Genomic DNA, 485 nt, shown 5'->3' with positions numbered 1-485 from the left:
GTCCTATGGCAGAAGTTCCTTGTCAACAGAGTGAGGTGCCTGGAATGAACGTAGATGTGAATGCCATTTTCCAGATTGCCGGCATCGGCATCATCATCGCGATGATCCATTCGGTGCTTAAGCAAATGGGGAAAGAGGATATGGCACACTGGGTCACGGTCATTGGCTTCGTGGTCRTGCTCTTCATGGTTGTCAGCATGCTCGATCATTTGTTTAAAGAAATCAAAACGATCTTCCTATTCCAATGAGGTGTGCCGTATGGAAATCATCCAGATTGTAGGCCTGGGGCTCATCGTTACGATACTTACGCTCATTATCAAAGAGCAGAAACCCATGTTTGCGTTCTTGTTGGCCGCCTTTACAGGCATCATGATTTTCTTGTTTCTGATCGGCAAAATCTCCAGTGTCATCCAGGTGCTTGAAGATTTAGCGCAAAAATCAAATATCAATATGGTGTTTCTCAAAACGATCCTGAAAATCATCGG

At 44.8% G+C, this 485-nt stretch carries 2 protein-coding genes; both read left to right on the top strand.

All coding sequences use genetic code 11. The annotated features are described in order from the left end of the window. Positions 1 to 44 precede the first annotated feature (44 nt). Positions 45 to 248, top strand: a complete 204-nt coding sequence (spoIIIAC, locus tag AC1DUA_RS40470) for a stage III sporulation protein AC (protein WP_477505000.1) — start codon at positions 45 to 47, stop codon at positions 246 to 248. A 10-nt stretch (positions 249 to 258) separates the two neighbouring features. Further along, positions 259 to 485, top strand: a 227-nt coding sequence (locus AC1DUA_RS40465; protein ID WP_477504999.1) for a SpoIIIAC/SpoIIIAD family protein, incomplete at its 3' end; no start/stop codon positions are given.

Source organism: Paenibacillus sp. 01T422 (assembly GCF_056398785.1).
This window is presented reverse-complemented; position numbering and strand designations above follow the sequence as displayed.